Raw genomic sequence first — 25,086 nt, 5'->3', positions numbered from 1 at the left:
ATAAGTAGGAGAATGTAACATGTAGAATTCCTTTTATTAAATTATAAAACAAAAGAGAAAGTAAAGCTTATTTGAGCCGTTTACGAGCGGAGTGAATGCTTTCAGTAATAGAAATATGTTTTAAAGCTTTCCCCAATCCATAAAGAGGCATATTCCCATAAATCGATTCATAGTTTCCGCTACTTACTTTATATGTTTCATGGTAAATACCTACTGCATCATTGTTACCTATTTTTTTATTGAAATTTTTCCATGCCTTTAAGTGTAGGTCGTTTTTTGAATAAGAAAGTAAATCTTCAATAGAACGCCAATACTGAATCATAATTGTCGTACTAAGACCAAAATAAGTTTCCATTGAAAGAAAGCCTAATTCTTCTTTGTTCACATACAGCTCTTTAACCATACCAAGCATAGCATTAAATACAGGAAGCCATTTATGAAATGCTAATCGCTTGTTGATTCTCATGCCAATAATAAAAACAACAATATCCTCGTCATTTTCCGTTGTATAACGCCCTGTATAAATTTTCTTAGCCATTTTATTCCCCCTAAACTGATATTTGATTGAGAGTGGAGGTGCACCACTCAATGGCGGCCATTGTTATCCTTTTTCCGTAATCTAATGTAAACAGCCAATATTGAGAAGCATCATTGTTGTAGGTAGAAATGGTATGTTCAATATTTTTATATGTTTCATAACGAGCCTCTAATTTTTGCTTATACTCTTCGATTAGGGAAATAGTAGATTCTTTTGATTGATAACTTCCAAAAAACAGTTTAAGTAAAATCTCATTTCGTTCAACCGGAATTTGTTCAACCGGCTCTTCCAACCAAGTTTTTAAAGCATCCCTTCCTTTTGGCGTAAGGAAATATTCATTACGATCAGGCTTGCCTTTTTGAGTCGACGTATGGACTTCTGCTAATCCATCTTGGACAATCATCTTTAATGTCGGATAGATTTGGCCATAACTAATTTTCCAAAAGTGGTTTAAACTCTCGTCAATTAGCTGCTTAATAGCATAGCCAGTACGGCATTCTGTAGTTAAAATTCCAAGAATGGAATAGGTTGTATGATTGTAATTTTTCAATGTAACCATCCTAACTAAAAGATATATATCATTTTGATATATGATACTTTACTTTATGAAAAGAATCCACCCCATATGAAGTGTCTTTGTAGAAGACATGTATGTGTTTTGGGGGATTTTAAAGATCTTACTAGCTTTGGGGTTCAAAAATCTGCAAAACATTCCGTAACAGCGAGAGAGTGCCTCCGGTATATTTTTACAGACTTCCCATAGTGTAAAAGAATGGAATATTTTCTATTCTTAGGATGATGCAATGACAGTTTAGACTCTAACTGTAAAAGAATTATATAAAGCTATCAGTCATTTAATTCAAAGACTACTGAATAATAACAGCTGGGGAAAGGAATCTCTTAATTTAATTACTCAGCAGCCAAGTGATTTATTTTATGGAATAATTATGAAACATCCCCCAATTTTCTTGTCTGGCAAATGGAGGATAGGCTGACACAAAGTTAATCACTACGGTTGCTTGATCAAGTATGGGGTAGTTTTGGAAAAGAAGATTGTCGCCATAACGAATAGCGGTTAATGCAAGGGGCAGCTCACGTCTAAATACTTCATAGCGTTTTGCTGATGTATGTGGATTAAATGGTTCTTGATCAATATAAACATACACACAATAGTATAAGGAACTACTATTTTCTTTCCATTCACCCAATACTTCATCTCGCATAGAGGTGACCTTATCCCACGCATATTGATTACCAATGGTTAAAAATAGATCTCCAGTTAAATCCGAGTGAGTTAGCGTATAACGTCTTGAAATTAGGGGCTCCACAGATGTTATCGCATCTCTGTATTCTAAGGATAATTTTTCAGGAGAAAATTTGGTCAAAGTAGTCAACTCCCATTGTTTTTTATCATTTTATGCAGTTTTTATAGTGTTGTTATTCCAAATACAAATGATTAAGTCGTTGTGGAGCAGAATGACGATATTCAGAAACAGGTATATGTTTTAACGCATTCCCCAAACCAAAAGAGGCAAATTCCCATAAATTGATTTATAATTTCCACTACTTACTTAAGAAGAATTAGGGTTTATTTCCATGGAAACCTATTTTGGTTTTAGAACGACCATCATGGGTCAGTATTGGCGTTCTATGGAAGGTTTACTTTCTTAAACAGCCAATGTTGAGAAACATCCAAAAGTGGTTTAAACTTTCGTCAATGCGTTGCTTAATCGTTTAGCCAGTTCGACATTTCGTCGTAAACCCATTATGGAAGTATTGGTAGCAGATTGGAAAGGGTGGCAGGCGTACGCTACCTTTTTCTTTGGAGGTCCTTATATGATGAAGACTTATAAAATGTATTACAAATCACCAATTGGATTAATTGAAATAATTGGCACGAATGAAGCGATCTATTCCATTTTATTTTCTGAAGAGGATATCACAGAAAAATTTTTATTAGAGGAAACACCATCTGTTGTAAAAGCTTGCTACACCCAGTTAGATGAGTATTTTAAAGGATATCGTCGGAATTTTTCTTTTCCCTATGCATTAGAAGGAACTGACTTTCAAAGGACAGTATGGGAGGCGCTAAAAGAAATTCCCTATGCAGAAAAAAGATCCTACAAGGATATTGCCATATCCATAGGGAATGAAAAAGCTACTCGCGCTGTAGGAAATGCAAATGGAAAAAATAGGTTAAGTATTGTCCTTCCTTGTCACAGAGTGATCGGTTCTAATGGGAAATTAACTGGTTATGCAGGAGGGCAATGGAGAAAAGAATGGCTGCTTCAGCATGAGCACACGTATTTTGAAGAACAGGGAAATAACGAAAGAAAGATATATTGATTAATAGAAAGAAGGGTTCCTTCTGAAAAAGAAACCCTTCCAAAACCAATACCATTAAACTACTTTAAGAGTTACCTCAATATTACCTCTTGTTGCATTGGAGTAAGGACAAACTTGATGAGCTGCCTCTACAAGTTTTTGAGCTGTTTCTTTATCGACGCCCTCAACTTCAGCCTCTAATTCCACTGATAGTTTAAAACCATTATTTTCCCCTTTGAAGATGGATACATTTGCTGTGACTGCCGTTGATGTTACCTCTTTTACTCTTTGTGTTTTGATGACAAGGTTTAATGCTGAATCAAAGCAAGCTGAGTAACCAGCCGCAAATAATTGTTCAGGGTTTGTACCATAACCGCCTGGTCCACCTAGCTCTTTTGGTGTCTTTAAATCTAGGTCTAATACATTGTCTGATGAAACTACTCTACCTAATCTACCGCCTACTGCTGTTGCGCTTGCTGTGTATAAAACTGTCATTTACATTCCCACCTTTTGTTTAAATTTAAATCGTGTACGATTAAATCTTATAAGATTTAAATGAAAGAGTCAACAATTACATCTTTTTTGATTAAAATTTGTATTTTACCTTGATACCCTCAAATAAAGCGCCTAAACTTAATCGCAGACGTTTAAATTTTTAGTATCTCTTGATAAGGTACATAATAGTAAAGTATAAGTTTTTGTTATATAGGAATGGGAAGAGAAAAAATAATATTATTGTATATAAAGGAATGAGCATGTTGGATGATTTTTTTACTTTAGAAAACCAACTTTGTTTTTCAATCTACGAAGCGAGCAGCCAATTTAACAAATTATATGCAAAGGTGCTTCAGCCATTTGGCCTTACCTATCCTCAATACCTAGCCTTATTAGTGCTATGGGAAAAAGATGGTCTTACGGCAAAGGAATTGGGCAATCGGTTAAATTTAGGTACAGGTACCTTAACGCCAATGATTAAAAGGATGGAAGCGAATGATTGGGTAAGAAGAGAGCGTTCATCAGTAGACGAACGAAAAGTCTCTATATACCTGCAACCAAAAGCTCTCAAAGAAAAACAAGCCATTATCACGAAAATCTCGGCTGATGTTAAACCATGTAATATTGAATTTGAAGAGTATGAAGAATTGATGAATCAATTAAACCTTCTTCAAAAGAAATTAAAGCAACAAAATGAATCGCTTAGGAAATAATAAAAAGCAAAGATGAATTCAACCACGCTATAGGAAGAAAAATGCCAGCACCTCTAATCATGTAGAGGTGCTATTTGTTTGAATTGTCTATTTAGGCTTATGTTAATATATAAAAGAAATTTATGAGATAAAGTAGTACATAGGCGATAATTGATAAAAGTGGGAAGCTGGGGGACTATTTTGTGACTAGGACAACATTAACCAATATGTGTATGATTTATGATAAAGAGAATAATAAAGTTTTAGTTCTTGATCGGATTAAGTCTTGGAAGGGAATTTCTTTTCCTGGTGGAAAGGTTGAGGACGGCGAAAGTCTAATTGATTCAACGATTAGAGAAATAAAAGAGGAGACAGGGTTAACCATCTCTAATTTAGAAGCCTGTGGAATTATATATTTGTATAACGGTGAAACAGGCGAAAAGTATTTTGTTTTTAATTATAGAACAGAGGATTTTAGCGGAACTTTGCTAGATAGAACAGATGAAGGCCGTATTTTTTGGGTAGATACGGAGGAGTTACCAAAACTGAATTTTGCTGAAGGAATGAAAGAAAGGTTACCGATGTTTTTAGAGAAAAAGTATTCAGAAGGATTTGGGGTTTGGAATGAACAGGAATCAAGACAAGTAAAGTGGCAGTGAATATAACACTTATTGAAAGATAGGTATATTCAAACAAAGGAGAAACCCTTATTGAACTTCAAAAGAATATCTTTACAGACGAAAATATTTGGCCTCGTTTTTGCCTTAGGGCTGTTGTTAATTTTGCTGTTAACTGTGTTTTATAGCTATATGGAAAGTAAACAGATAGAGGATAATAAAGGAAGAATGGCCTTAGAGTTATCTAAAACAGTCTCTTTTATACCGAATATTATTACTGCTTTACAAACAAAAAATTCATCCAATGAAATACAACCCATTGCAGAAAAAATCCGTAAAGAAACAGGTGCTGAATTTATTGTTGTGGGAGATAAGAATGGGGTCAGATACTCTCACCCTCTACAAGCAATGGTTGGTAAAAAAATGAAGGGCGGAGATAACGAAAAAGCTCTTCAGGGTGGGAAATACTATGTATCAAAATCAAAAGGATCGCTCGGCCCTTCTATTAGAGGGAAATCGCCCATTTACAATAAAAAAGGAGAAATTATTGGAATTGTATCAGTAGGTTTTTTACTTGAAGATGTTCATGAGCAGGCAAAGAAAAACATTATTAAAGTTCTATATGTCTCTCTCATTGCGTTAATTATATCCTTGGTTGGCAGTTCATTACTCGGTCGTAACATTCGCAAGGATACCATGGGTTTAGAACCATATGAAATCGCTCGGCTTTATAGAGAGCAGGAGGCCATATTACATGCTGTGAAAGAAGGGATTCTGGCCATTGACCAGGAGGGGTTCATTACCACGATGAATCAAACTGCTAAAAACCTCTTGAACATTCAAGGATCTGTCATCGACTTTAAGGTAGATGACCTTTTTCCTTCTGAATATCTATATGAAGTGATCAGAACAGGAACACCTCAAATAGATAAAGAAATAGTGTGGAAGGAAAAAACAATCATTGTGAATTGTACACCTCTTTATAATAAAAAGGGGAATATTGGAGTAGTGGCCTCTTTCCGAGATAAAACGGAAATTGAACAAATGGTCAACACAATATCTGAAGTAAAGAGTTATTCAGAGGACCTTCGTGCACAAACCCACGAATTTACTAATAAATTATACGTATTGATGGGATTGCTAGAGCTAGGAGAGTACAAAGAAGCGATTGATATGCTCCATCAAGAAACACAGATGCTTCAGACTCAAAATTCCATTGTCTTTAAACAAATAAAAGATACAAAAGTTCAGGCTATCCTCCTAGGCAAACTAGGAAAGGCATCGGAAAAGAAGATTGCGTTTGATATAGCCCAAGATAGCTATTTAGACTCTCTTCCTTCTCATATAAAACTGTCAAATTTAATTATTATCCTAGGTAATTTAATTGAAAATGCTTTTGAAGCTGTGTTAGATTCTGACATTCCAACTGTAAAATTCTTCACTACTGACATTGGAAGTGATATTATCTTTGAAATTGCTGACAATGGAAAGGGAATTAAAGAAGAAAATTTAACATATCTTTTCCAAAAAGGATTCACTACGAAAGATTCAGATAGGATGGAAGCAAGAGGATATGGACTTTCAAATGCAGAAAAGGCTGTTACAGAGATGAATGGCATGATTGAGGTTCAAAGTACGCTAGAAACCGGAACGATATTTACCGTCTATCTTCCTAAATATTTATAAAGGGGAGAAAACATGAACAGAATAAAAGCAGTTATTGCAGAAGATGATTTCCGAATTGCAGATATACATGAAAAATACTTATCAACATTTGATGAAATAGATGTAGTTGGAAAGGCGTTAAACGGTGAACAAACCCTTGAATTAATTAAGTTAAAGCAGCCGGATTTATTAATTTTAGATGTATTTTTTCCCGATATGATGGGCACGGATTTACTGCCCCTTATCCGAAAGGACTTCCCTAAGGTAGATATTATTATGATTACGGCTGCTACTGATAAAGTATTTATTGAAACGGCACTAAATTACGGAGTAATCCATTATTTAATTAAACCAGTGAATAGGGAACGCTTTGATGAAGTTATCTCAGAATATATAAAAAGACATTCCATACTTCTGTCGAATCAGGAGATAAACCAAACGTATGTAGATCTTCTTTTTGGCAAAAGTTTCGATCAAAAGATGAAGAAAAATTCAGGACTTCCAAAGGGAATAGATGAAATAACCTTAGAGAAGGTCCAGGCTGTTCTTCTTACAAAGCGAATGGGACTTTCAGCAGAGGAAGTAGCAAAAGAAATTGGAGCTTCACGAATTACAGCGCGCCGATATTTGGAGTATCTTTCATCGATAAATGAAGCCAAAGCTGAGGTTGTATATGGTATCGTTGGAAGACCGGAAAGAAAATATTATCCTGTTTAAAGAGGGCTATTAAATATAGCCTTCTTTTTTTGTGCTTCATGAACAATATGAACAAAATGTAGCATTATGTACAATAATAACTTTAATTTGAAAACGTTTTCAGTAAACAGAAAATTATATATTATTAATTTACTTATAAAAGGGGTGAAGAATAATGCTTGCAACATTAGGATTTTTAATGATTATAACATTCATGGTGCTCATTATGACCAGACGCTTATCTGCAATGATTGCTCTGATAGTGGTTCCAATTGTTTTTGCCTTATTTGGGGGATTCGGCAAAGATATGGGTCCTATGGCATTAGAGGGAATCAAGAGTGTGGCACCTACTGGGATTATGATTTTATTTGCTATTCTCTTTTTTGGCATTATGATTGATGCAGGGGTATTCGATCCTATTATTAATACAATTTTAAAGGTTGTTAAAGGTGATCCTGTAAAAATCGCAATTGGTACAGCTGTACTTGCCTTGTTAATCTCACTTGATGGAGATGGAACTACCACATATATGATTACTATTTCAGCAATGCTACCACTTTACAAACGTATTGGAATGAAACCATTAGTACTTGCGGGGATTGCAGTTTCAGCTTCTGGTGTAATGAATCTTCTTCCGTGGGGAGGCCCTACAGCCAGAGCGATGACGGCATTGAATTTGGAGATGGGGGATATCTTCACACCAGTCATCCCAAGTATGATTGGCGGAGTATTGTTTGTTTTGTTTATGGCTTACACCCTTGGTAAAAAGGAACGTAAAAGAACGGGTGTATTAGAAATTAACTATGGTACAGAAGCGATGGCAGCAGCAACGACGGCTGATGAAAGTCTAAAGAGACCGAAACTTATACTGATCAACTACTTACTGACAATCATCCTGTTAGTAGCATTGATTCGTGAAGTTTTGCCAACTACTGTCTTGTTTATGATTGGTTTTGCTATTGCTATTACAATGAATTATCCTAATTTAAAAGAACAAAAAGAAAGAGTCATGCACTACGCAGATAATGCATTGTCCGTAGTTTCCATGGTATTTGCAGCTGGCGTATTCACAGGAATACTTTCCGGAACAAAGATGGTTGATGCTATGGCTAATGTGGTTATTACGCATATTCCAGATGCCTTGGGGTCACACTTTGCCATAATTACTGCCATCATTAGTGCACCCTTTACATTCTTTATGTCCAATGATGCCTTTTACTACGGGGTATTACCGTTACTCGCCAAAGCAGCAAGCGGTTATGGAATTGATCCAGCTATGATTGGCCGGGCGTCATTATTAGGGTTGCCGGTACACTTATTAAGTCCTCTTGTGCCATCCACGTACTTATTAGTAGGAATGGTTGGCGAAGATTTTGGTAGTCTACAACGTACCTTCTTGAAATGGGCATGTGGGGCTACAGCTGTAATGATTTTAGTAGCCCTTATTTTCTCCATTATCCCTATCTAACGATTGATTCCAAAAACTCTCTATATTGAGTTTTTGGAATTTCATGTTTAAATGGATATTATATTTACCGTTCTTTAACCGACGCCTTATATTTAATTTGAGGAGGTATTTATGGCTATATTTTTTGAGATTTTAGTAAACGTCATACTGCCCATATTTATCTTAATTGGGCTCGGGGGTTATCTCCATCGTAAGTTTTTATTTGATATGAACACTCTATCTAAATTGAATACCTATTTACTAATGCCTGCAGTCAGTTTCACTAATATTTATGAAAATAAAATTGGCGGCGAAACATTATTGCACATTCTGGGGTTTTTAATTATACAAAGTATAATCTTAATCATCTTAAGCGGAGGCATTGCGAAAGTTGCAAAATTCGATAGAGGAGTATCCTCTGTATTTAAAAATAGTGTGGTTTTAGTTAACTCTGGGAATTTCGGTTTGCCAGTCAGCCAGCTTGTGTTTCAACACAATCCATTAGGGGCATCTATTCAAATTGTTGTGATGATTTATCAGAATTTGCTTACCTATACCTATGGCTTGTTTAACTCTGTTTCAATAGATAAAACGAAGGGGAAAGCACTGAACGGCTTTTTAAAAAATCCAGTGATTTATGCCTTCTTGCTAGGCTTGCTTCTTCATACTTTACATATAAAGATTCCTTCTTTTTTGTGGGAACCTATAAAAAATTCTTCTAATGCTTTCCTTGCTGTAGCTCTAATTACATTGGGCGCTCAAAGTGCATTTCTTCAACTTAAGCAGTTTTCGCTGCCTTTACTTATGAGTTTAGTAGGTCGACTAATTCTATCTCCTGCAGTAGCATTGCTGATTATTTTTATTTTGAAATTGGATGGGGTGACGGCGCAGGCTTTGTTCATCGCAAGTTCCTTCCCAACCTCAAGAAATAGCGCACTTTTTGCTTTGGAATATGATAACCATCCAGAGTATGCGGCACAAGTTGTTTTAATGTCGACCATTTTTAGCATGGTCACTGTGACAACTGTTATTTATTTATCTACGATTTTGTTTTAATAATAATCAGTGTTAAATGGAAGGGAAACCGAAATAACGGTTTCCCTTTTTGTATCTTGAAAAGATTGACAGTTATATCGACTGCTGATATAGTTTATATCAACAGACGATATAACGATTGGCGGTGTAATGATGGAAGAGAATGCGCCTTTAACAGAAGGGGTTTATTATATCCTTTTAGCTCTGTATGAACCAAGGCACGGATATGGGATTATGCAATTTGTTTCGGAACTTAGCAATGGACGTGTAGAGCTTGGTCCAGGCACGATTTATGGAGCAATAAAGACATTGGTGAAGCGAAAATGGATTGTTCCTTTAGATGATGATGGACGGAAAAAAGAATATGTAATTACGGAAGCTGGAAAGTTGTTGATTGAAGCTGAAATAAAACGACTTGATGAGTTGCATCACAATGGGTTACTCATTACAAAGGAGGAGAGACAGCAATGAAGAAGGTAAAGTTTCGCTTTTATTTAGATTTTGAGAAAGAAGAAAAGTGGATTAATGAAATGGCGCAAAATGGTTGGCATCTGGAAAAGTTTTTCTTGGGTCGATTTACTTTTACAAAGGGAGAGCCAGGTGACAGTATTTATCGTAATGAATTTATTACTGGGATGTCTGTCCTGGAAAAGAAGGAGTACTTTGAATTTCTGAAGGACAGCGGAATTACCATCGTTCACGAGTCTGGCGGCTGGGTCTACATGAAAAAGGCGGCAGCAGAGGGACCCTTTGAAATATATACAGATACAAAATCAAAAATTGATTATTATAAGCGTATTTTAAACATTTTTCTAGTACTCTTTTTTGTGAATTTATCCCTGGGTATAATGAATGTGAACATTTATACTGATAATTCAAGTATAGAGATAGCTAATGTCTCTATTGGCGTAATAAACATAGCTGTTGCATTACTTATAGCCGTCCCAATTGTAAAAATAATAAAAAGAAAAAAAGGATTAGAGGAAGAACAGCAATTTTTTGAGTAAGGCTATCTAAATTTATTCTGAGATTGTAATAACCTTTCTATATGTGTTGAGAAAATTTCTTAACAATCGTTTGTAGTTGTTGCTTGTTTTGCATAAATTGTTTTTTTCGGTGGCCGTTAGCTCCAGAAGGATGAGGGAATCCAAAAAGACATCTTTCCATAGGGATCTCTCCTTGTTTCGCTAAGTCGGAGATGACTTCTGTTACAGATTTACCTAAGGGAATGAGAAGATAGTCTTGTTTGATTTCTTTTAGCTCTTGAAGAAATATATGATATGCATATTCGGTTAATAGGCGAGAACGGCCAATTTTTGGCGTATGCCCTGTATAATTCTTTTCCTTCACAAAGACAGGGTACTTAATCACAGAAGTGGTATGTAGAAGGTTAAAATGTTTCTCGAATAATTGCCGAGTTGACGAAAGCCCAAATGCTTTATTCATTTCACATGCATCAAGCATCTCAATTAAGTTTTCCCTCATTGTACCCGCAAAACCGGCTGCTCTTTTTGATTGTTCTAAAATTTGGTCGGTTGAAGCACCTTCACGTAAACAAATTTTGGCTTGTAGTAGGGCTGCCTTCATCTGTGTCCACCCAGGAGTAATGCCTACTAAAATTACTTTGGCATCTCGATTAATGTACTCATTGTGAGGGGCATAGTACATTTCAATATTGTTGTCTTTTTCAATGAGAAAGTTGCTATTCAATACGTCATCTTGAGTGATTATATTAGATTCAGGCAAGCTATTGATATATGGCAGGTAATGCTCCAATTTAATTTCGTTTAGCATCGCTTTATACATCCTTTCGAGAGAAATGGAGTAGGAATAATTTCATCATAGTCATTTTGTATAATACATTCCAGTAGCAGGAACTAGCAAAAGCAATGTTTCACGTGAAACAGAATGAAAACCCAACCCCACTAAGAATTCAGAAGGATTGGGCTTTAAGCTTTAATTTTCAGATTGCGAGTGTAACCAACCCATGGCAACATTCGCGTGTAAAGCTGCTCCATATTTAAAAATATCTTCATTTTGGAACATACGTGGATTATGAACAGGTGGGGCTCCTTCTTCTCCTGTACCTAACACAACAAAAGCAGAAGGGACTTCCTGAGAAATGTAAGAAAAATCTTCCGAACCACTCATAACGCCATTGTCCACAATATTTTCATCGCCCATTACTTCTTGAAGTAGGGGAGTTATTTCGTCAACAAATTTAGGGTTATTATAAGTTGTTGGCGTATGGAAATCTGTTATTGAATATTCTCCGCGCCATGCTTTTACAACATAATCAATCATTTCAGGAATTCGTTCACATAGATAATCACGTGTTTTTTGATCATAGCTACGCATATTGCCGCTAAGTACGGCCTTATCAGGGATAACATTGGTTACTGTACCACCATTCATTGCTCCGATTGAAAACGTTACGTTTTGGTCGGGCGCCGCCTCACGTGTGAAGAGAAGATTTAAACTTGTATAAAGCTGATTCATAATCATATTCGCGTCGACTGTTTTATGTGGCTGTGAGCTATGACCACCATTCCCTTTGATGTCTACAATGTATGTATCCATTGCTTGTGTTAAAGTCCCTTTACTAACAGACAGAGTTCCCGCTTGTTGATCTGGCATGATATGAATGCCAAATGCTACATCGACTTTTGGATTTTCAAGTGCTCCGTCATCAATCATTAGTTTAGACCCAAAACCCCATTCTTCTCCAGGCTGGAAGAAAAGTTTCACAGTCCCTTTTAAGTCTTCTTCATGATTCTTCAAAAGCTGTGCAGCTCCTAGTAGCATCGCTACATGAGAATCGTGGCCGCACGCATGCATTTTGTTTTCAAGCTGTGATTTAAAATCAACTTCAACTTCTTCTTGGATGGGTAAAGCATCCATATCGGCACGAAGTAGAATACAGGGAGTTCCATGACCAATCGTTGCTATGACGCCCGTACAATTCTCTTGTGAACTAAATCCTGCTTTGATATATTTTTCTCTGACCTCATCTGGCACAGTCCCGCACGATGTATAGGGTATTTCCATTTCATCTAACCGATCTTGAATATATTTTTGCGTTTGTGGTAAATCAAAACCAATTTCAGGGTGTTTATGTAAATGTCGACGATCCTTAATAATTTGTTCTTCATAATTCTTTGCTTCCTCAAAAAAATTAATCATTCTAGCATCCTCCTTTAATTAGTACAAGCGTAATAGAAAATCATTAATTAGGACCCAACCCGATGGAATTAGCGATAATGATTAAGATGAATGCCGCAAAATGTAGCAATAGGAATAATTTTAATGAGAATTTTACCCAATCAGAGTAACTTACATTAGACATGCCAAGAGCTGCCATTAAGCCCCCAGAGGTTGGCCATAAATAATTTGTAAAACCATCTCCAAATTGGTAAACGACAACCATTACTTGTTGATTGATACCTAATATTTTTCCAAGAGGGCCCATGATCGGCATTAAAATCATCGCTTTTCCGCTTCCTGAAACCACAAAGAAATTAAAGAAAATCACTACAATAAATAAGACAAGCAGGGTAATGATTGATCCCGTGTGACTAAGCATGCCAGACAATGCGTGGACAGCTGTATCAATTATTTTTGCTTGATCCATCAGTATCATCACAGAACGTGCGAACCCTATAGCTAGTCCCGTAGGTAGTAGACGAGCAGCGCCTATACCAAATGTTTCAGCAGCATCACTTGGATTTAATCGCAATACGATAATTAAGAAGATTGCATAAATAGCATAGATGGAGGATAGCTCAGGCATTCCCCATCCAAGGCGTATAGCTCCAAAGGCACTGCCTATTAAAACAGCGACAAGCCCGATTAATGCCACTTTCCTTGGCCATGTAAATGCTTCTTCTTCATATTCAGCTTTTTTAATATGATCCAGCTGCTCTAAATATTCATTAAATACAATACTTTTTGTAGCATCTGCTTTTGTTTTATTGGCATATCGCAGTATATATATTGCAGAAATAATCAAAAAGACAATCAATGAAACAATTCGAAAAATGAGCCCTGAATAGATTGGCAAGCCAACAATTGTTTGGCTAACGCCAGTAGTATAAAAATTAACTACGCCTGATGTAAAACCAATGGCTAAACCAATTGTCGACGTAGCGAAAGCCGTAATTCGGTCATAACCCATTCCCATGATGACAGCCATTGCGAGAGGGATAAAAGGTATGCCACCCTCACCAAAGCCAATTGTTCCTAGGATAGAAAATAAAGCAAGCAATGCAATAATGATTAGCTTTTCCTTGCCCTCTGCAATCTGCAACAGCTTATGAATACCCGCAGCGATAGCTCCGGATTTTTCAAGGATATAAAGTGCTCCGCTAGCAAAGAGCAACATCACTATAATATCCGCCGACTGTACAACTCCATTATGTAATGCTGTAAAGAAGTCCATAAACGAAATAGGATTTTTGTTTTGGATATAATGAAATACATCCGTATTGAGTTTGGTAATACCGGTTTTTGGATCTACAGTACGTTCATACTCGCTGCTTGGTACAATCCATGAAAGGATGACTACTAGCAACATGACGAGCAAAAACATAATATAAACATGTGGAAAGCTAAACCCCTTTTTTTCCCCTTTTTTAAACATACATTGTCCTCCCAATTCCCTAGGTAGCTTTTCAGAAAAAGCATACTAGCTTGTAGATCAAATGCTATCAGCCCTAATCCCCATTAGGCGTCGAGGTTTGACTTTAACCATGCGCTATACCCATAAATAGTTCTACTCCTGTTTCTATTAGTTCATCTCGGAAATCATATTCATGTGTATGAACTTGAGGATAATCCTCACCATTACCGATAAAGCAATACGAGCCTTTTGTAAGCTTTGTAAAATGGCCGAAATCTTCGGATCCACGGAATGCTTCTTCTAATTCAATTAATTTCATCCCTTTTGCTTTGGCTGCAGTTCGTATTTTTTCTGCGCTCTCATTATGATTAGCGGTTTCTGGAAACTCATCATTATACTCGATAGCTACTTCCAATCCATATTCTTTGGCCTGTTCTTCAGCGAAGTTCACGAGATTTTGTTGAAGCTGGTCTAATTCTTTTTCATATAAAGCGCGTATTGTTAACCGAATGACCCCTTTGGAGGCAGCAATCCCAAATGCTTTTTCACCGATATCAACTTGAACAACTGTACATAAAATTAAGCCATCGTTCTTTTGTGGTGAAATGAATGTCGGAATTTCTCTTACGATATTGGCGATTGCAATAGAAGGATTGGTTCCTTCTTCCGGTTGACTAGCATGCGCTGGCAACCCTTTAAAATATATGGACATACCTTTGGAAGCACAAAGCATAGTACCGTCTATGATATTGACCGAATGATAGGGAAGGCCACTCATATTATGGTAGGCAAAAATCTCATCAATATTATTTTCTACAATAAAATCAACGCATTGAATGGCACCATCGCCCGTTTCTTCAGCAGGTTGGAAGAGAAAATATATATTATTCTCAGCTCCTTTCTGATCAATTTCAAGGGCAAATCCCGCCAACGTAGCAGAATGTCCATCATGTCCGCATTTATGCGCCTTTCCTGGAAACTTCGAAGCCCATGGAACATCAATGACTTCGTCCATAGGTAAAGCGTCAAAGTCAGCTCTAAAGGCAATATTCTGTTTATCTTCTCCAGCATGGAAAGCAGCATAAAACCAACTTCCTTTATCAATAATCTCAAGGTTATTTGTATGCGCTTTCAAGAATTGGATTAAATGTTGCTTTGTCCAATGCTCTTCATTGGATAGTTCAGGATGCTGGTGCAATTCATGCCTTAATTTCTTTGCGGCTTCATAGTTTTGTATATTCATTTGCAACCCCCCATAAAGTATATTGTATATTGTACATTATATTTTATGTTTTTCAATAAAAAATAATTCGAAAAGTCCAACTATTGTTGGTCCCTTCGAATGAGGAAATTAAATATAAGAAATGTATTAACAGAATGGGACATTGCATAATAGGGTGATTTATAAAATTTAGGATAGATTTATTTTTGAAACAACGGAAAGGTGAAAGTGAATAGAAAGGATGGTAATGAAGAAGGAAATCTGTACGTTTATAAAACATTTACAGGGCATATATAGATTATCTTTATCTAATCATCTATATTACACGCAGCTTCCCACTTCGGCGGAGGAAGTGGGGGTCACTTCAAGAGATAGCGAATAATAGAAGAGTTGAATAAATACCCGCAATCCTATAAGGGAATAATATCAATCTTATCTGAATTCCAATGAACATCTCTCATGTGTTTTTCTAATACGTCGATATCTCCAGCTCTGAATAATTCGATCATCTTTTTGTGTTCATTATTTGTCTGTCTAAGCTTTTCCTTTGTGAATTCAACATTCTCTAGATTGTACATGTTTTTTAAGAATTTCTTTTCTAATTGGTGAAGCAGGCCGACAATACTTTTGTTTGGACAAATGGAAAGGTATACGTTGTGAAATTCTTCTTGCATTTTATGATACATGTTGAAGTTTTCCGTATTAATTGCCAGATCAATGCTTTGCACATAAAACTCCATTTCTTTTAGATGTTTCTCATTAAGTAATGGTGCTGTAAGAGATGCGGCTAGTCCATCGAGCGTTCCGATAATCAAGAAGGTTTCTTTTGCTTCTTCCTTTGTTAGTCCCTTTATCACAAAACCTTTTCTTGGAACATATTCTAACAATCCATCTGAGGATAGTTGAATTAAAGCCTCTCTAACAGGTGTTCTGCTCACATTTAAACTTTCGCTAATTGCACTCTCATTGACTTTGCTGCCGCTAAGAAGTTCGTTATTGTTAATTTGTTCTACAATATAATTATAAACATGGTCTTTCAATAACAAGTATTGACTCATTTAAAATACCTCCGTTATTTATTTGGTTAACATTAATTTAAAATATATACAAAGTATCTGACTGTCGTTCTATTCATTATAAAACGAACTCTATCTAACTGGAAGAGCTGGTATTTTCTAAAATGTTCTTTGTAGTCAGTAGTCGTCACAATTTAAAAGGTGTACCTCTTTCCATGAGGTACACCTTACTAAACTAAAGAGATATAGTTATACTATTTTTCTATTCTTTCCTTTTTTCTTTCCTCTAATTGTTCTATATACTCTTGGTATTCCTTTTCTACTTCTGAAGTAGATGGAAGAAATGCTTCATTATTAAAGTCAACCCGTTTCCCATAGCGGAGCATTTCATAGATAATCATTCCATTATTGGGCTTAGAGTTAGTGGTGATCATTGGAATGATATCGAACATTACATAATAAATAGCGTAAAAAACAAATCGATCTAAAAAAGTCTTATACTCCTCTCCCCATCCATGTGCTACAGAAAAATTAATCAAAAAAGCTACAGTTAGATTGGCTATAATAGGGCCTGCATAGATGCAGACATATGCAAAGTTGCTCTTCCGTTTGATCCCATCATAGGAAAACCAGCTATACAAATGATAATATTTACGAATATCAATCATGCCAATTTTAAAGATCCGGGGACCAGTACCAATGGTTACTCTTGGATTTATAACCCCAAATAACCAGCTGACAATAAGATATCCGGATTCTCTAATTAACAAGACTACAGGCAAGATAATAAAGGCTGAGATGACAAGAGACAAAAGATCTTTTAGTCCAAACATAAGTAACCATTGCCAAAGGAACGTTTTTATAAACGTCCATATTATGGTTATTTAATAGTCTTAAAACTAAACATAAGCATCCTTTTAGCCAGAATCTTTAGGACATAGTATACTTAAAAAATATTGTAACAAGGAGCTGGTATGATGACACAATCATTAAAAGGCAAAATAGCATTTATTACGGGTGGTGCTCGCGGCATCGGCAAAGCAACAGCTATCGCTTTAGCTAAGGAAGGCGTAAATGTAGGTTTGCTTGCCAGAACAGAAGAGACTTTAAAAGAAGCAGTAAAAGAAATTGAAAGCACAGGTGTAAAAGCAGCTTATGCAGTTGCTGATGTAGCCAATAAACAGCAGGTTGAAGAGGCTGTTGAAGCTTTGACAAATCAATTAGGACAAGCAGACATTTTGATTAACAGTGCAGGTGTTGCAACATTCGCGAGTGTTCTAGAAATGGATCCAGAAGAATGGAAACGCATCATTGATACTAATTTAATGGGCACATATTATGTAACTCGTGCTGTATTGCCACAATTAATTGAGAAAAATGGCGGAGACATTATCAATATTTCTTCTACAAGCGGCTTGGGCGGCGCAGCAACATCAAGTGCATATAGTGCATCCAAATTTGCTGTGATTGGTTTCACAGAATCGCTTGCACAAGAAGTACGCCGTAATAATATTCGTGTATCTGCATTAACCCCAAGTACAGTAGCGACAGATTTGGCGCTTGATCTAAGCTTGATTAAAGACAATGACGAATCTAAATTTATTCAGGCTGAAGATCTTGCTGAATTCATTGTAAGTCAATTGAAATTAAATTCACGCATGTACATTAAAACAGCTAGCTTTATTGCAACAAATCCATTTTAATGAAAAAGGAGTTGGTGATTTTTTTTATCATCAACTCCTTTATTATTTATATTAACCTACTGAATAGGTAGACGAACAATAAACTTGCTTCCTTTATCTAGTTCACTTTTCACTTGAATTGTGCCGTCATGAGACTCCACAATCCACTTGGAAATGGAGAGGCCGAGGCCATAACCACCAAGTTCACGAGAGCGAGCCCGGTCTGCGCGATAGAAGCGCTCAAAAATCCGGTTATAATTAGCTGGATCAATCCCTATGCCTGTATCTTTCACTGTCATACACAGCTCTTTATCACTTATGGAGAGGGAAAGACTTGTCTCTCCACCACTTCGATTATACTTAATCGCATTATCCAATAAAATATAAAGAAGTTGGGTTAATCTTTGGGAATCTCCTGTAAGGATTAATTGATTAGGCGTGTCATAATGAAGGTTGACTTCCTTAGCTTCTGCAAGTGGACAAACAGAGTTTATGACTTCTTCGACAATAGGTTGAAGATCAAATGTTTCTTTTTTAAGTTCAATAGCATCACTGCCCGAACGTGCCAGTGTTAGTAAATCACTCACCAATCCAGTCATTCTTTTTACTTCTTTCTTCATTCCTAAAATAATCTTTTTTTCGTAGGACTCTTCTTCTAAATCTATAACTAATTCTAAAGCGTTGACAGATGATAGCATCACACTTAAGGGCGTACGCAACTCATGCGAAGCATCTGCAGTGAACTCTTGTTGTCTTGAAAAGGCATACGTTATTGGAATCATAGCTTTTTTCGACATATAGTGGCTAATAATAAGGGCAATCACTGAAAAGAGTAGAACTAATCCTAATAATATGATTAAGAGCCATTTGAATATCTGGTGTACAACTGAGATATCTTTGCCAATATATAAGGTGCCGATCGTTTCACCATGGTAGTTAATAGAGTGTTTAGCAATGAGTAAGCGGATGTTGTTTGTTGTTTTGATTGGTTGAAAGGCATCTTTATTATCGGTAAACTGACCCCTTTTTGGAAACTCTGCCTGAACTGTTTCTTGGTACATATTTTCTTGATTCTCTTGTTTTTTAGTAAGAGTTTTAAGTAAGTTATCACGCATACTAGGTATGACTTCATTACCTAGTACTAACTCTCCTGAATTATCCATAATGTAATAAAAAAATTGATCTGCATCATTCATAAGAGAATCTTGATATTTAAAGCGCAACTGCCCTTTATTGTTGTGTGATTGAAGATAGGATTCGATATTTCTAGCTTCATGATTCAAGTTTCCTTGAAGATTACGTTCTTGATTCTTAAAAATGGTTGTATACAACAAAAAGTAAACAACAGCTGTAAAGAGAAGGAGGAAGAGCATAAGCAAACCACTGTATAATGCAGTTAAACGAAATTGAGTCTGTTCAAATATATTTCTTTTACGGAATAAGCGGGAGAATGGTAGTTTAGCAATTTTCAAGTGTATAGCCAACTCCTCTTATGCTCTTAAGCAAATCATATTGATCAACCATTTCTAATTTTTTGCGTAGCAATTTTACAGTTGCGTCTATCGTTTTCAACGAAACCTCTGCATCAAAACCCCATACACGTTCTAATATGATATCTCGTGTTAGCACCTGCCCTTTATTTTGAACTAGTAAATCAAGTAGTTGAAATTCTCTCGGGCTTAGCTGTATATTTTTTTTACCTTTAACGATCGTCTGGTTTGTTCGATTCAACAGAAGGTCCTGTATCCATATTTTATCTTCTATAAGTGGGGCAAAGTTGCGCCGAGAAAGTGCCCTTAAACGTGCTAAAAGTTCATCAATTTCAAACGGCTTTATAAGGTAATCATCAGCCCCGGCATCCAAACCATTAATTCGATCTTTGACTGTATCCTTAGCTGTAAGCATTAAAATTGCACCGGTATATCCATCACTTCTTAGCTTTTGGCAAATTGAAATTCCATCCCCATTGGGCATCATCCAATCTAAAATAATGAGATCATAATAGGAGGTGGTGGCATATACGTAAGCATCTTCGCCTTCCTTGACCCAATCTACTTTATAGCCACCTTTCTTTTTCAACATAAAGCTAGTTAATTCGCCAAGCTGCAAATCATCTTCAGCTAAAAGAATATTCAAATCTGGCACACCCCATTTCTATAGTGTAATGTCTTTTTCTTATAGTACTTCTTTCTTTTACGCTAGAAAAGAATTCTTTAAAAAAACTCGTACCACCACAACTAAGTTGTAGTGGTACGAGCACTGAACTATCTTCTGAATGTGATAATTAGCGTTTTGAATCAAGCTTTTGTATTTCTTCCTGGGCTTGATCAATTAGTTTTTGTGCTTTTTGTTTCGTCTTTTCATCTAACTTATCCAAGCTCTTTTCTAATTCTTTATTTTCTCTTTTTTTCGGGTGATCAGGAAAATTGACACCTAAAGCTTTAAGCTGCTTTTGAGCCTCTTCGTGAGAAAGGGAGCCATCTTTTTCTTTATCTAGAATAGCAAGAGCTTTCTTTTTAGTAGCAGCATCTAAATTATCCAGAGGAGCTTCAAACTTACCTTTACCAGGATGTTCAGGGAAGTTTACGCCTAAAGCTTTAAGCTGTTTTTGAGCCTCTTCATGAGAAAGGGAGCCATCTTTTTCTTTATCTAGAATAGCTTGAGCTTTCTTCTTAGTAGCAGCATCTAAATTATCCAAAAGAGATTCGAACTTACCTTTACCAGGATGTTCAGGGAAGTTTACGCCTAAAGCTTTAAGCTGCTTTTGAGCCTCTTCGTGAGAAAGGGAGCCATCTTTTTCTTTATCTAGAATAGCAAGAGCTTTCTTTTTAGTAGCGGCATCTAAATTATCCAAAAGAGATTCAAACTTAACTTTACCAGGATGTTCAGGGAAGTTTATGCCTAAAGCTTTAAGCTGTTTTTGAGCTTCTTCGTGAGAAAGAGAACCGTTTTTTTCTTTATCTAGAATAGCTTGAGCCTTCTTTTTAGTGGCGTCATCTAAATTAGCTAACATAGAGTTTTTAAAAGTAGGTTCTGGTAATGACACGCCGAGTTTCGCCAATTTGCTTTTTAGTTCTGCTTTAATCTTTTGTATTTGTTCTTGAGTCGTATTACTACTATCAGAGGAATTTGACATCGTCTTTGCATATACGTTAGAGCCAATTCCACTTAATACTCCAACTGACAGGGCACCTGACATTACATATCCAACTAGTTTCTTTTTGTTCATAAGTGTTCCTCCAAATATCATTTATTTTTTGTTGCCTCTATACCTTATCCTTCAATAGTGAAAAGACGGTGAAAAATGGGACCATTTTAAAATATTTTTTGTTTTTTTATTTGGTTTGTTTTTCTTCTTTTGATCAACTGTTTTTAACACCTAAGCAAAATGTTGATAGCAAAAACCAAAAAAAGGGTATAGCATAAAAAAATACTGAGGTGATCAAATGCTATCTTCATCGTTGCTGGAAAAAGTGAAAAGAAATCCAATCAAGACAGCAGGTATTCTTCTGGGGACTTTTGTAATCGCTCGAACCGCTGAAAAAATTATCTTAAAAAAAATAGAAAAAGCTCCGCAGAAAGATGACGGATTTGCTTTCGGCACTATTCGACATTCCAAGGATTCAATTACTTTTTTACTTAAGGAAGCACAAGGGCTTTATACAATCTATAGAGATGGAAAGTTGCTTTATAAAGGTGATAAAAGTGAATTCACTGACAAAGGTTTGGTTCCAGGTACGTTATATCAGTATTATGTGGAATTTACTGAGGAAGAAAAGGGGATTTCTAAAAAGTACGGTGTTCAAACGGCTACAGCTGTTGATCAAAAATCAGAGAATAATATTTTGAAGGATTTAGTTATCACAACTGTTATTTCAGAAGAAGAAATTCAGTTTAAATGGGAAGCTATTGATGGAATTGAGGAATACTTTATATATCGAGATCAACAATTGATTGGTAAAACAAAAACATGCAATTTTAAAGAAAAAATACCAAGCACAAGTAAAGAATTTAATTACCAAATCAAGGCGGAAAGGCCGCTTCTCTTGTCAGAACAAGGAAGCAGCAAGACCAATTCTGCAATAGCTGGTGTATTAGGAATAGCAAAAAATGATACCTCGAAAGAACAAACAGCACAAGAAGAATTTACGCTGAGAAAAAAGATAGGACCAGCAGAACATCTTCTTATAAGACCCGAAGCAAACAGGCAAGAGAAAAAGGATAAAAATTGGTTGGTGCGCTACACCACATTTTTAAAGGAAGAGTGGATCGGAAACCCAAATATAGCCTCCTCTGAACGTTTTTTTAAAGGAGACAATCGTCATTACGATCCGGAAGCAAATAGCTATCGTACTCGGACAGAAATTACCTATGATGCAGAAGCTGAAGAAGCAACAGTGCTGAAGAAAACAGCCGGCATTACCAAGGCATATGATGAGGATAAGCATTTTTTAAAGGAAGAGCGGGCCTCTGATGAAGGAATAGAAATGCAAGAAGTCATCAAGAACGAGGATTTCGTACGGTTTGAGCTGTATCATGAAGTAGGTAATCCGCTTGTAGCTTCTCCTGCCATTAATTATAGATTGTTTGGGACATTTTATAGCAATGGGACAGTAGATTTTATAGGTAGCCATGACCAAGCACCATGCCATGAAGTGTATATGAAAGAACATGATGAAAAAGAATGGCACACAGTACATCAAACGGATAATAAGGGCCTTGAAATGATGGCTCCGCAAACGGCAAATCATTTATGGCGTTATACCACTTTTACAGAAGTTTGAGGTATAAGATCTACCAGTATAAAAAGAAAAAAAGAGCGAAAAGGCTTTCTTTTCGCTCTTTTTTTTATATGAATCTTTTTCGGATATTTGGCGATGGAAGCATACAGCTTTCCTTTTTGCCAAACCATTTATAGCGGTTTTTCGCAATGATGTCATATACAGCATTTCGCAATGGTAGTGGTACGGCAACAAAGAAATAAAATATCTTCCAAAAGCCTGAGAGGCCCTTGCATATTCTGAGTGCTGCTGTTGATTTATAGTAAACTTTGTCATCCTCTATGAGTACGATGCTGTCAATGGAAGAAGGTATCTGATATTTCTCCCGCATTTTCTCTCCCGTGTCCCCCTGTAATGAAGAAAAATAAAAACGTCCTTTAGGGTCATGTTTGATAATGAACTGTACACTTGAATCGCAAAAATTACATTCGCCATCAAAAAGTACAACTGGATGCATAATGGATCCCTCCTGTTTTTAATACTTTAACCGTTTATAGGAAAAGAAAAACCTTTATTATATGTAAATTATACGTTGTGTGAGAATATATTCGCACATTAAATTAATCGCTCTATATAACATTATTGTAATTAATTGGACCGATAATTACTTAAAAAAACAATATTTTATCACAAAATTTAAAAGAAAGGTATTGCGCTTTTACAGTAAGTCTGCTATTGTTTACTGGTGATTTATTTAGAATTCTAAGTAATTTTTTTGAAAAGCCAAGCATGAAAAAAGAATAATTGAGTGTCCATAAACCGCTATTTACTTTTCTATTAGGTGAAGTAGCGGTAAATATTTAGTCTCCTAATATTTAGATAACTAAAATTTAGAACATACAAATTTTAGTTATTTCAATAAAATTATCGGTTTCTACATACACTTATCAATTGTTACTTTGAATTGCTTATTGTTGGTAATAAATACGAAAGCAGAAAGGAAGTAACGAATTATGGAAAAGAAAAAAATACATTACGCGTGGTGGACCTTGCTAGCGCTTTGTATCATTGTTGGTATCGGTAAAGGAAGTTTGAGTAACTCTGCAAGCTTATTTTTAACGCCGATTACTAAAGATCTTGGTGTAGGCTTAGGTAGCTTAAGCTTGTATTTCAGTGTCTCTGCTATTGTGACGTTGATCTTCCTACCAATAGGCGGAAAAATTTTGGCGAAATATGATATTCGCTCAGTTTTAATTGTAGGTATTATTTTACAAGCGGGATCTTATGTTCTATTTAGTTTTATGAGTTCTGTATGGGGATGGTATATTATGGCCATTCCATTAGCTGTTGGGGGCGTTTTTATCACAGTTATTGCGGGACCAGTGCTGATCAATCAATGGTTTAAAAAGAACAGTGGCTTGGCTCTTGGTATTTTAGGTGCTGCTGGTGGTTTATTAGGTGCTATTTCTCAACCAATCGTTGGTAAATTGATTTCTAGCCATGGATGGAGATCATCTTATGTTATTGTTGGTATTGCAGCAATGGTGATTATTATACCAGTTGTTTTGCTTTTGATTAAAAAATCTCCACAAGCGAAGGGTCTTCTTCCATATGGGATGGATGAAGCAGCTGCAACTGATAATGGGTCAGCAATCAATACTGAAGAGAAAGGTGTTACATTTGCAATAGCAAAAAAATCTTCTGCTTTTTATGCATTGCTTATTTTCTTCTTCCTTGTAACATCTATTGCAAGTTTTTCTATGCATATTCCAACATACTTGATGAATAAAGGATTCAGTGTTTCGTTTGCAGGTAACATTATGGGGACCTTAATGATCGGTGTATTAATTGGATCATTAATCATAGGCTTCTTGACTGACCGTATAGGTTCAAAAAATACAGCACTTCTTGCAATGGCTGTTGGTTTAATATCTATTTGCTTGCTTGTATTTACAGAGTCAAATGCTGGGATCATTACTTTAGCTGTAGGGTTATTTGGCGTGATTTCATCATCAATCGGTACATTAGGGCCTGCGCTGACAGCAAGTCTATTTGGTAATAAAGAGTATAGCCAAATTTATTCAACAGCCTCTTTAGGACTAGCAATCTCTTCTATTGTCGCTCTTCCTGTATATGGCTATGTGTATGATTTTACAGGAAGCTACACAGTTGTTTTATACGCTTTACTAGCGATGTTAGTTATCAATATCATTGCAATCTTGTTTGCATTTAAAGGTAAAAAGAAATTAGAGCAAGATGGCTTTTGGAAATAAGTCAATAGAGCACAGACCAGCGTAAATGGTCTGTGCTTTTTGTT

The 25,086-nt window shown here is 36.0% G+C and carries 26 protein-coding genes; 12 read left to right on the top strand and 14 right to left on the bottom strand.

Annotated elements, in window-relative coordinates; translation table 11 throughout:
• Positions 1–67 precede the first annotated feature (67 nt).
• The 3 genes from M2M59_RS16125 to M2M59_RS16115 all read right to left on the bottom strand — a co-directional run bounded on the left by M2M59_RS16125 (position 68) and on the right by M2M59_RS16115 (position 1,923).
• Positions 68–538 carry a DUF4188 domain-containing protein gene (locus tag M2M59_RS16125; RefSeq protein ID WP_249775095.1) on the bottom strand — a complete coding sequence of 157 codons (471 nt, stop codon included), beginning with the start codon at positions 536–538 and terminating at the stop codon, positions 68–70.
• 10 nt (positions 539–548) lie between these two features.
• Positions 549–1,088: a PadR family transcriptional regulator gene (locus tag M2M59_RS16120; RefSeq protein WP_249775094.1), complete on the bottom strand. Its 540-nt coding sequence runs from the start codon at positions 1,086–1,088 to the stop codon at positions 549–551.
• A gap of 379 nt (positions 1,089–1,467) precedes the next feature.
• Positions 1,468–1,923 carry a staygreen family protein gene (locus tag M2M59_RS16115; protein WP_249775093.1) on the bottom strand — a complete coding sequence of 152 codons (456 nt, stop codon included), beginning with the start codon at positions 1,921–1,923 and terminating at the stop codon, positions 1,468–1,470.
• 451 nt (positions 1,924–2,374) lie between these two features.
• Here M2M59_RS16115 and M2M59_RS16110 point away from each other — a divergent pair, with 451 nt between their 5' ends.
• Positions 2,375–2,884: a methylated-DNA--[protein]-cysteine S-methyltransferase gene (locus tag M2M59_RS16110; RefSeq protein WP_249775092.1), complete on the top strand. Its 510-nt coding sequence runs from the start codon at positions 2,375–2,377 to the stop codon at positions 2,882–2,884.
• 54 nt (positions 2,885–2,938) lie between these two features.
• On the opposite strand, the gene M2M59_RS16105 is transcribed toward M2M59_RS16110, so the two are convergent.
• Positions 2,939–3,358 carry an organic hydroperoxide resistance protein gene (locus M2M59_RS16105; RefSeq protein WP_249775091.1) on the bottom strand — a complete coding sequence of 140 codons (420 nt, stop codon included), beginning with the start codon at positions 3,356–3,358 and terminating at the stop codon, positions 2,939–2,941.
• Between the two features lie 260 nt (positions 3,359–3,618).
• On the opposite strand from M2M59_RS16105, the gene M2M59_RS16100 reads away from it, so the two are divergent.
• The 8 genes from M2M59_RS16100 (at position 3,619) to M2M59_RS16065 (ending at position 10,517) form a co-directional block, all read left to right on the top strand.
• Positions 3,619–4,071 (top strand): MarR family winged helix-turn-helix transcriptional regulator, encoded by a 453-nt coding sequence (locus M2M59_RS16100; protein ID WP_249775090.1) that lies wholly within the window; start codon positions 3,619–3,621, stop codon positions 4,069–4,071.
• A gap of 182 nt (positions 4,072–4,253) precedes the next feature.
• Positions 4,254–4,709: an 8-oxo-dGTP diphosphatase gene (locus M2M59_RS16095; protein WP_249775089.1), complete on the top strand. Its 456-nt coding sequence runs from the start codon at positions 4,254–4,256 to the stop codon at positions 4,707–4,709.
• A gap of 51 nt (positions 4,710–4,760) precedes the next feature.
• Positions 4,761–6,353, top strand: coding sequence for an ATP-binding protein (locus M2M59_RS16090; RefSeq protein ID WP_249775088.1), 1,593 nt, complete (start codon positions 4,761–4,763; stop codon positions 6,351–6,353).
• A 12-nt stretch (positions 6,354–6,365) separates the two neighbouring features.
• Complete coding sequence (locus M2M59_RS16085; RefSeq protein ID WP_147197523.1) at positions 6,366–7,049, top strand: response regulator; 684 nt, start codon at positions 6,366–6,368, stop codon at positions 7,047–7,049.
• 154 nt (positions 7,050–7,203) lie between these two features.
• Complete coding sequence (locus tag M2M59_RS16080) at positions 7,204–8,496, top strand: CitMHS family transporter (protein WP_147197521.1); 1,293 nt, start codon at positions 7,204–7,206, stop codon at positions 8,494–8,496.
• A gap of 111 nt (positions 8,497–8,607) precedes the next feature.
• Positions 8,608–9,531, top strand: a complete 924-nt coding sequence (locus tag M2M59_RS16075; RefSeq protein WP_150285344.1) for an AEC family transporter — start codon at positions 8,608–8,610, stop codon at positions 9,529–9,531.
• A gap of 129 nt (positions 9,532–9,660) precedes the next feature.
• Positions 9,661–9,981: a PadR family transcriptional regulator gene (locus tag M2M59_RS16070; RefSeq protein ID WP_249775087.1), complete on the top strand. Its 321-nt coding sequence runs from the start codon at positions 9,661–9,663 to the stop codon at positions 9,979–9,981.
• Positions 9,978–10,517, top strand: coding sequence for a DUF2812 domain-containing protein (locus M2M59_RS16065; RefSeq protein WP_249775086.1), 540 nt, complete (start codon positions 9,978–9,980; stop codon positions 10,515–10,517). Before M2M59_RS16070 ends, M2M59_RS16065 begins: the two co-directional genes overlap by 4 nt.
• 37 nt (positions 10,518–10,554) lie before the next feature.
• Here the strand turns inward: M2M59_RS16065 and M2M59_RS16060 are convergent, their stop codons facing one another.
• The 6 genes from M2M59_RS16060 to M2M59_RS16035 form a co-directional block, all read right to left on the bottom strand.
• Positions 10,555–11,304, bottom strand: coding sequence for a hypothetical protein (locus M2M59_RS16060; RefSeq protein WP_249775085.1), 750 nt, complete (start codon positions 11,302–11,304; stop codon positions 10,555–10,557).
• Between the two features lie 162 nt (positions 11,305–11,466).
• Positions 11,467–12,693, bottom strand: a complete 1,227-nt coding sequence (locus tag M2M59_RS16055; RefSeq protein ID WP_249775084.1) for a M20 metallopeptidase family protein — start codon at positions 12,691–12,693, stop codon at positions 11,467–11,469.
• 43 nt (positions 12,694–12,736) lie between these two features.
• Positions 12,737–14,149, bottom strand: a complete 1,413-nt coding sequence (locus M2M59_RS16050; protein ID WP_249775083.1) for a YfcC family protein — start codon at positions 14,147–14,149, stop codon at positions 12,737–12,739.
• 103 nt (positions 14,150–14,252) lie between these two features.
• Complete coding sequence (locus tag M2M59_RS16045) at positions 14,253–15,371, bottom strand: M20 metallopeptidase family protein (protein WP_249775082.1); 1,119 nt, start codon at positions 15,369–15,371, stop codon at positions 14,253–14,255.
• Positions 15,372–15,760: 389 nt separating this feature from the next.
• Positions 15,761–16,408 (bottom strand): GntR family transcriptional regulator, encoded by a 648-nt coding sequence (locus tag M2M59_RS16040; RefSeq protein WP_147197505.1) that lies wholly within the window; start codon positions 16,406–16,408, stop codon positions 15,761–15,763.
• 212 nt (positions 16,409–16,620) lie between these two features.
• Positions 16,621–17,199, bottom strand: coding sequence for a hypothetical protein (locus M2M59_RS16035; protein WP_147197502.1), 579 nt, complete (start codon positions 17,197–17,199; stop codon positions 16,621–16,623).
• 144 nt (positions 17,200–17,343) lie between these two features.
• Here M2M59_RS16035 and M2M59_RS16030 point away from each other — a divergent pair, with 144 nt between their 5' ends.
• The gene (locus M2M59_RS16030) at positions 17,344–18,069 is read left to right on the top strand and encodes a 3-ketoacyl-ACP reductase (protein ID WP_249775081.1); all 726 of its coding nucleotides are present in this window, start codon (positions 17,344–17,346) and stop codon (positions 18,067–18,069) included.
• Between the two features lie 56 nt (positions 18,070–18,125).
• Here the strand turns inward: M2M59_RS16030 and M2M59_RS16025 are convergent, their stop codons facing one another.
• From M2M59_RS16025 to M2M59_RS16015, 3 genes are all read right to left on the bottom strand, one after another.
• Complete coding sequence (locus M2M59_RS16025) at positions 18,126–19,520, bottom strand: sensor histidine kinase (RefSeq protein ID WP_249775080.1); 1,395 nt, start codon at positions 19,518–19,520, stop codon at positions 18,126–18,128.
• Positions 19,507–20,184 carry a response regulator transcription factor gene (locus M2M59_RS16020; RefSeq protein WP_249775079.1) on the bottom strand — a complete coding sequence of 226 codons (678 nt, stop codon included), beginning with the start codon at positions 20,182–20,184 and terminating at the stop codon, positions 19,507–19,509. Before M2M59_RS16020 ends, M2M59_RS16025 begins: the two co-directional genes overlap by 14 nt.
• A gap of 148 nt (positions 20,185–20,332) precedes the next feature.
• Positions 20,333–21,277: an EF-hand domain-containing protein gene (locus M2M59_RS16015; RefSeq protein WP_249775078.1), complete on the bottom strand. Its 945-nt coding sequence runs from the start codon at positions 21,275–21,277 to the stop codon at positions 20,333–20,335.
• 217 nt (positions 21,278–21,494) lie between these two features.
• On the opposite strand from M2M59_RS16015, the gene M2M59_RS16010 reads away from it, so the two are divergent.
• Positions 21,495–22,832 (top strand): DUF3238 domain-containing protein, encoded by a 1,338-nt coding sequence (locus tag M2M59_RS16010; protein ID WP_249775077.1) that lies wholly within the window; start codon positions 21,495–21,497, stop codon positions 22,830–22,832.
• A gap of 64 nt (positions 22,833–22,896) precedes the next feature.
• Here M2M59_RS16010 and M2M59_RS16005 read toward each other — a convergent pair whose 3' ends face one another.
• On the bottom strand, positions 22,897–23,286 hold the full coding sequence (locus tag M2M59_RS16005; protein WP_147197486.1) for a thiol-disulfide oxidoreductase DCC family protein: 390 nt from the start codon (positions 23,284–23,286) through the stop codon (positions 22,897–22,899).
• Positions 23,287–23,782: 496 nt separating this feature from the next.
• Here M2M59_RS16005 and M2M59_RS16000 point away from each other — a divergent pair, with 496 nt between their 5' ends.
• Positions 23,783–25,042: an MFS transporter gene (locus tag M2M59_RS16000; RefSeq protein WP_249775076.1), complete on the top strand. Its 1,260-nt coding sequence runs from the start codon at positions 23,783–23,785 to the stop codon at positions 25,040–25,042.
• The last annotated feature ends 44 nt before the right edge of the window (positions 25,043–25,086 follow it).

It is taken from the genome of Rummeliibacillus sp. G93 (genome assembly GCF_023515935.1).
Classification (GTDB): domain Bacteria; phylum Bacillota; class Bacilli; order Bacillales_A; family Planococcaceae; genus Rummeliibacillus; species Rummeliibacillus stabekisii.
This window is presented reverse-complemented; position numbering and strand designations above follow the sequence as displayed.